The organism is Gemmatimonas sp. (assembly GCF_041689975.1).
In the GTDB taxonomy this organism is placed as follows: Bacteria; Gemmatimonadota; Gemmatimonadetes; order Gemmatimonadales; family Gemmatimonadaceae; genus Gemmatimonas.
In genome coordinates this window covers 1-5,053 of the sequence record NZ_JBDNFF010000196.1, presented here as the reverse complement: position 1 = coordinate 5,053, position 5,053 = coordinate 1, and the positions used below count along the sequence as shown (strand labels likewise).

The following is a 5,053-nucleotide window of genomic DNA, read 5'->3' as shown; positions in this document are numbered from 1 at the left end:
GGCACTTCGATGTTGAAGCGACGCAGGATGTTGATGACGCTCTGAATGGTGGGGCCGGCCGTCTGTCCGCCGATCGCCCGGTCACCGGTGCCATCGAGTCCGACTGCAAGTCCGTAGCCCACCAGGCGCACGGGCAGCGCGCCCTCGGCACTCGTCAGATCGCGGATCTTAATGTCGTTCTGCGCGCGAGCCATGACCGGCAACAGCAGCAGGCCAGCGGTCACAAGCACTGTACGAACGATCTTCACGCCGAGATGACGCGCTTGAATGGTGGTCATGGCCAGAGTGCTCCGAGAATTTTCGTCATGATGCCCTGCTTCGGTTTGCCGAGTGGTCCCGGCGAGGCATACCCCAACTGTGCGTCGGCCACACGACTCGATTCGATCACGTTGGAGGTAGACACGTCCTGCGCGCGCACCCAACCGGTGAACACGATGTCCTGCAGTGCCTCGTCGATGTCGATCCTCTTCGTTCCTTTTAGCTGCAGCAGACCACTCGGGCCCACGGCGACGACGCGTACGCTCATTTCGTTCTGAAAACGGTTCTCGCGACGCGCTTGCCCACGCTGTTGCTGATCGGCGCTGTTGCGAGCGTCGATGCCGACCTGTTTGGAGCTGGTGGGGAGCCTGGCGTTCACCGAGAGGCCGCGCGTGCGGTTGTCAGTGGCCAGGTTCTCTTTGACGGCAGTGGAGATCGTGTAGTCGTCGATGAGAATCGTGATGATGTCACCGACGGCGAAGTTCCGACGATCGGCGGTCCACGATTCACGCGGTTTGATCGGCGCTACTGGCGGTGCGGTGGTCGTGCTGGCTGTCGCGGGGGCTGCCTGTGCACCGGTGGGAGGCGGAGCGACTGGCGGTGTCGCACCGGCAGCCTGCGCCAGGAGCGGATGCGCGGAGAGTGCGAGCGCAACAGCGACGCTCGTGGTAAAGCCCAAGCGCGTGTGGGTCATATCGGTGGTCCTCACCTGATGAGTCTTCAACGGAGTCGAACGGTATTGGGCCCGGCAGCGATGCCGTCGAGCCGACGTGTGGGATCGATGCGAACGCCGACCGGTGCTCCGATGGCGGCGGTATTGGTCGCGATGCCGGTGACGACCACGCGCAGTGGGCCATCCTGCCAGATCGCCGTCACGCGCGTGCCGCTGGTGATCACGGGCGGCGGCATCACGGCCGGTGCGCGCAACACTGCGCCGAGGGCGACGTTGCGACGCGTGACCCAGCCGGGCAGCGCGCGCGTAGTGTCGGGAGCGATCGAGTTCCAGCGCCACACGATCGTCGTGTCCATGGTCGCGATGTCGCTCGCCTGCAGCGTGTCGCCGCGTGCGAGGGCGCGCGCCGCGACGGAGATCGTGATCGTCCGTTCTTGCGCGCTGAGCACGGAGACCGCGCCGGCGAGCATGAACATCGAGACCAGGAGTCGCATGAACACGAGTTTCATGAGGCGGACTATCGGGTGATGTTGTTGGCGATCTGACCCATCTCGTCGGCCGTCTTGATGGCTTTCGAGTTGATCTCATAGGCGCGCATGGCGGCGATCATCTCGACCATTTCGGTGACGATCTCGACGTTGCTGCCTTCCAGGCTGCCCTGCTGCAAGTGTCCCATGCCTTCATCGTTCGGGAAGCCGACCACGGGCTGTCCGGACGCGGCGGTGGGTGCGAGCAGGTTCTGTCCGAGCGACATGAGGCCCGACGGATTCGCGAAGCGCACGATCTCAATGCGTCCGAGTTCGGTCGGTTCGATGTCGTTGCCGCGACGCACGGACACGATACCGGTGCTCGAGATCGAGAGTTCGGCAGCGTCGATCGGGATCTGAATGGGTGGTTGCAATCCGTAGCCGGCACTGGTAACGAGCTGCCCCTGATCGGAGATCTGAAAACTGCCGTCGCGAGTGTACGCGGTCTCACCGTTCGGCAACTGAATCTGGAAGAAGCCATCGCCTTCGATCGCGACGTCGAGATTGCGGTTGGTCTGTTCGAGCGGCCCTTGTTCGTGCATGCGCTGCACGCCGGAGAGTCGCGTTCCACGGCCCACTTGAATGGCGGCGGTGGTGTTGGTTGCGTCTTGTCCGAGGATGGCCTGGTCCTGCACGGTCTGGTACAGCAGGTCCTCGAAGTGTGCACGGCTCCGCTTGAAGCCGGGCGTGTTCACGTTGGCGAGGTTATTGGCAATGATTTCGGTGCGTGTCTGTTGCGCCATCATGCCGGTAGCGGCGGCGCGAAGTGCCGGATCCATGTTTGTTCTCCTTAAACGGGCTTGGCGAGGTCGTTCACGGACGTCCCGCGCGCGGCATCGATGGTCGAGAGCGCCTTCTGGGCCGCACCGTAGCGGTGCAGCACGGCGAGCATGTCGGTCATCGCCGACATCGTGTTGACGTTGGATTCTTCGACGAATCCCTGACGCACGGTGCGTTCGGCCGGCGGAATCGCCTGACGCGAGGCATCGGGGACGAACTGGGTGCCACCTTCGTGCAGGAGCTGCGCGCCATCGGCCACGCGCTCGAGCCGCAGTCGCTGCAGCACCCGTCCGTTCACTTTGACGGTGCCGTCATTCCCGATTTCGACGGTGCCCGCGGGCAGCACGAAAGGCCCCTCTTCGCCGAGCACCGGATTGCCGCGTTCATCCACGAGCTGGCGTTCCGCATCGAGCCGGAAGCTGCCGTTGCGGACGAAGCGTTCCCCGTTGGGGGTCTGGGTGACGAAGAACCCGTGGCCTTCGACGGCGAGATCGAGACTGTTGTGCGTCTCGGTGAGCGAGCCGGCGGTAAGGTCGAGGGCGGTGTCGGTCTTGGCGAGCTGGTTGTCCATCAGTCGTGCGAACGCCGTCTCCGCCTTGAATCCGCGAGTGGAGGCGTTGGCGAGGTTGTTGGCGAGCACCTGCTGCTTCCGCTCCAGCATCTGCATGGCGGCGGCGGCACTGCTCATCCCATTGGTTCGAACGGGTCCGGGCATGGTGGTGGTCGGGAAAGGGTACACGAACTCACCAACGGGAAAAGCAACGGTCGGGCCACAAATGGTCCGACCGATTATATTTCCTTAAGTTGTTGTCGGAATGAGGTTTAGCTGGTATTGCGAGGTACTGCTGCGGGTGATCGTGGATACCGGAGATCGGCAATTCGTGCCGAGCTGCGCCGGATCGCGGGGGGGCCTCGGCGGGAGTTGCCGGAAGGGGGCGGTGGCGACGGCATTTGCCTTCCACAGCGACAGAAAAGGCAACAGCTGGAACACGGAAATGACTGATCGGACGGAACCGCACAGATAAGCCAGAAGCGCTTTTGCTTATTTGTGCGGTTCTGTGCAATCCGCTTTTCCCGTGTTCCAGCTTTTCGTGGTTGCTGCTGCTGCGCGCGGGTCAGCCTACGAGCGCTGGTGTACGCGCGCCGGAGAGCTCGAGGAGCATGGACACGGCATCCACGGGGAGGCCGGTTTTCCAGGCGATCTCGGTGGGGTTGACGCCGGCGGCGGCCAGGGCGGCCACGGCGCGCGGGGTGCGCGACGACTTGCTGCGGCGCAGCGTCATCGTGGGGGCCGGGGCCTGACGGGCTTCGCGGGTGATCCTGGTGGGGCGATTGCGGAGCGCGCGAAACACGACGCGGGCGCCGAAGACCGCGGCGGCGATGCCGAACAGTGAACCGATGCCGAGCAGGCGCTGTGGGTGCGACACGGCAGGCGACACGACCACGGCGCCGATGATCAGGCCGATCACCGTGACGCCCAGGCCGACGCCGATGAACTGCATCGTGTCGCGCAGCATCGCGCGCGTTGCCATGCTCATGCCACGTTTCCGCGGAGCGGGGTGAGTTCGACGCGCAGCTTGCTGAGCGCCTTCGAGCGGATCTGCGACACGCGCGATTCCGTGAGTTCCAGCACCTTCGCGATCTCGTGCAGCTTGAGCTCCTCGAAGTAGTACAGCGACAGCACCACGCGCTCCTGCTCCTTGAGATGCATGATGGCATCTTTGAGATGCGACACTTCCTGCTCGTGCGTGAGGCTGTCCTCGACATCGCTGTCGCTGCTGAGCGTTTCGGCCGGCACCGGTACGGTGTTCTCGCGCTCGCCCGGGGCGCGGTCGAGCGCGATATGATGCGCGCCTTCCACGTCGGCCTGCCAACGCCAGAGCGTATCCATGTCCACGTTCAGCTGCTGTGCGAGCTCCTGATGGTCGGGAGCTCGGCCATGCGTGCGCTGGAACGCTTCGCGGCCGGCGGACATGTCGCGCGTCTTGCGGCGGATCGAGCGCGGCACATGATCCTGCTTGCGCAGCTCGTCGAGAATGGCGCCGCGGATACGTGGCGCCGCGAACGTGCTGAAAGCGAGACCGCGCGAGAAATCGAAGCTCTCCAGCGCCGTCATCAGCCCGATCGTGCCGGCACTGACCAGCTCATCGAAGTCGGCGCGTACGGCGAGCGTGCGCGAGACCTGTCGGGCCACATGATGCACGAGGCCAAGGTGCTCCTCGAGCAGTCGATCGCGTGCCGTCTGATTGCCGGCCTGGTATGACTGCCAAAGCTTGGAGTGCATGGCGGTAGAGCCTTGAGTTGAAACGAGGGTCACGGTCACGTACCAGATCGGGAGAGTGAAGCGGTAGCCAGCGTGCGCATCACGACTTCGTGAGCAGCAATCGCAGCCGGCGAACCGGCGGCCGCATGCGGAAAAGGCATTCCCGCGCGCAGCGCGGCGTCGAGCGTCGGATCAGCTGGGACAGCGCCTGCAAGGCGTAGACACATTCCGAGGAACTGACGGGCACCGGCGTCGATGGCGTCGAAGCAGCGAGCGGCTTCGCTCCCTTCATGCCGATTGACGAGTACGTCCATCGGAAGGGCACCGTGACGGGTGTGCACCGCTTTGCAGAGGGCATAGGTCGACGCCAGGCCCACCGGATCACTCCCGGCGGCCACGGCGACGAGGCGTTCGTCGGCGTGCGGCGTGATGGCGGCGAGCACCGTATGGATACGCGACCCGCAGTCGAGGACGACGAGGTCCATTCCGTCTGCCAGCGCACCGAGGCGTCGCATGCAAGCGCGACGTTCGGCGGCCGAGAGAGCGAGATTG

General features: G+C 64.6%; 7 protein-coding genes and 1 pseudogene. All 8 read right to left on the bottom strand.

Going from position 1 to position 5,053, the window contains the following annotated elements; translation table 11 throughout:
- The coding region (locus tag ACESNG_RS12350) for a flagellar basal body P-ring protein FlgI (RefSeq protein ID WP_373069211.1) at positions 1 to 278 on the bottom strand (278 nt) is incomplete at its 3' end.
- The gene (locus tag ACESNG_RS12345; protein ID WP_373060929.1) at positions 275 to 952 is read right to left on the bottom strand and encodes a flagellar basal body L-ring protein FlgH; all 678 of its coding nucleotides are present in this window, start codon (positions 950 to 952) and stop codon (positions 275 to 277) included. The genes ACESNG_RS12345 and ACESNG_RS12350, both read right to left, overlap by 4 nt.
- A gap of 26 nt (positions 953 to 978) precedes the next feature.
- Positions 979 to 1,440 carry a flagellar basal body P-ring formation chaperone FlgA gene (flgA, locus tag ACESNG_RS12340; RefSeq protein ID WP_373060928.1) on the bottom strand — a complete coding sequence of 154 codons (462 nt, stop codon included), beginning with the start codon at positions 1,438 to 1,440 and terminating at the stop codon, positions 979 to 981.
- A gap of 8 nt (positions 1,441 to 1,448) precedes the next feature.
- Positions 1,449 to 2,237, bottom strand: a complete 789-nt coding sequence (gene flgG, locus ACESNG_RS12335; protein WP_373069209.1) for a flagellar basal-body rod protein FlgG — start codon at positions 2,235 to 2,237, stop codon at positions 1,449 to 1,451.
- Positions 2,238 to 2,248: 11 nt separating this feature from the next.
- Positions 2,249 to 2,926, bottom strand: coding sequence for a flagellar hook-basal body protein (locus ACESNG_RS12330; protein WP_373060926.1), 678 nt, complete (start codon positions 2,924 to 2,926; stop codon positions 2,249 to 2,251).
- 427 nt (positions 2,927 to 3,353) lie between these two features.
- Positions 3,354 to 3,776 carry a hypothetical protein gene (locus ACESNG_RS12325; protein ID WP_373060925.1) on the bottom strand — a complete coding sequence of 141 codons (423 nt, stop codon included), beginning with the start codon at positions 3,774 to 3,776 and terminating at the stop codon, positions 3,354 to 3,356.
- Positions 3,773 to 4,522, bottom strand: a complete 750-nt coding sequence (locus ACESNG_RS12320; RefSeq protein ID WP_373069207.1) for a sigma-70 family RNA polymerase sigma factor — start codon at positions 4,520 to 4,522, stop codon at positions 3,773 to 3,775. The genes ACESNG_RS12325 and ACESNG_RS12320 overlap by 4 nt, the downstream gene beginning before the upstream one ends.
- 35 nt (positions 4,523 to 4,557) lie before the next feature.
- Positions 4,558 to 5,053, bottom strand: a pseudogene (locus tag ACESNG_RS12315) (MinD/ParA family protein); the annotation flags it as partial.

Coding starts and splice junctions, on each gene's coding strand:
- ACESNG_RS12345 (WP_373060929.1), bottom strand. CDS start 952: ATGACCCACACGCGCTTGGGCTTTACCACGAGCGTCGCTGTTGCGCTC.
- flgA (WP_373060928.1), bottom strand. CDS start 1,440: ATGAAACTCGTGTTCATGCGACTCCTGGTCTCGATGTTCATGCTCGCC.
- flgG (WP_373069209.1), bottom strand. CDS start 2,237: ATGGATCCGGCACTTCGCGCCGCCGCTACCGGCATGATGGCGCAACAG.
- ACESNG_RS12330 (WP_373060926.1), bottom strand. CDS start 2,926: ATGAGCAGTGCCGCCGCCGCCATGCAGATGCTGGAGCGGAAGCAGCAG.
- ACESNG_RS12325 (WP_373060925.1), bottom strand. CDS start 3,776: ATGAGCATGGCAACGCGCGCGATGCTGCGCGACACGATGCAGTTCATC.
- ACESNG_RS12320 (WP_373069207.1), bottom strand. CDS start 4,522: ATGCACTCCAAGCTTTGGCAGTCATACCAGGCCGGCAATCAGACGGCA.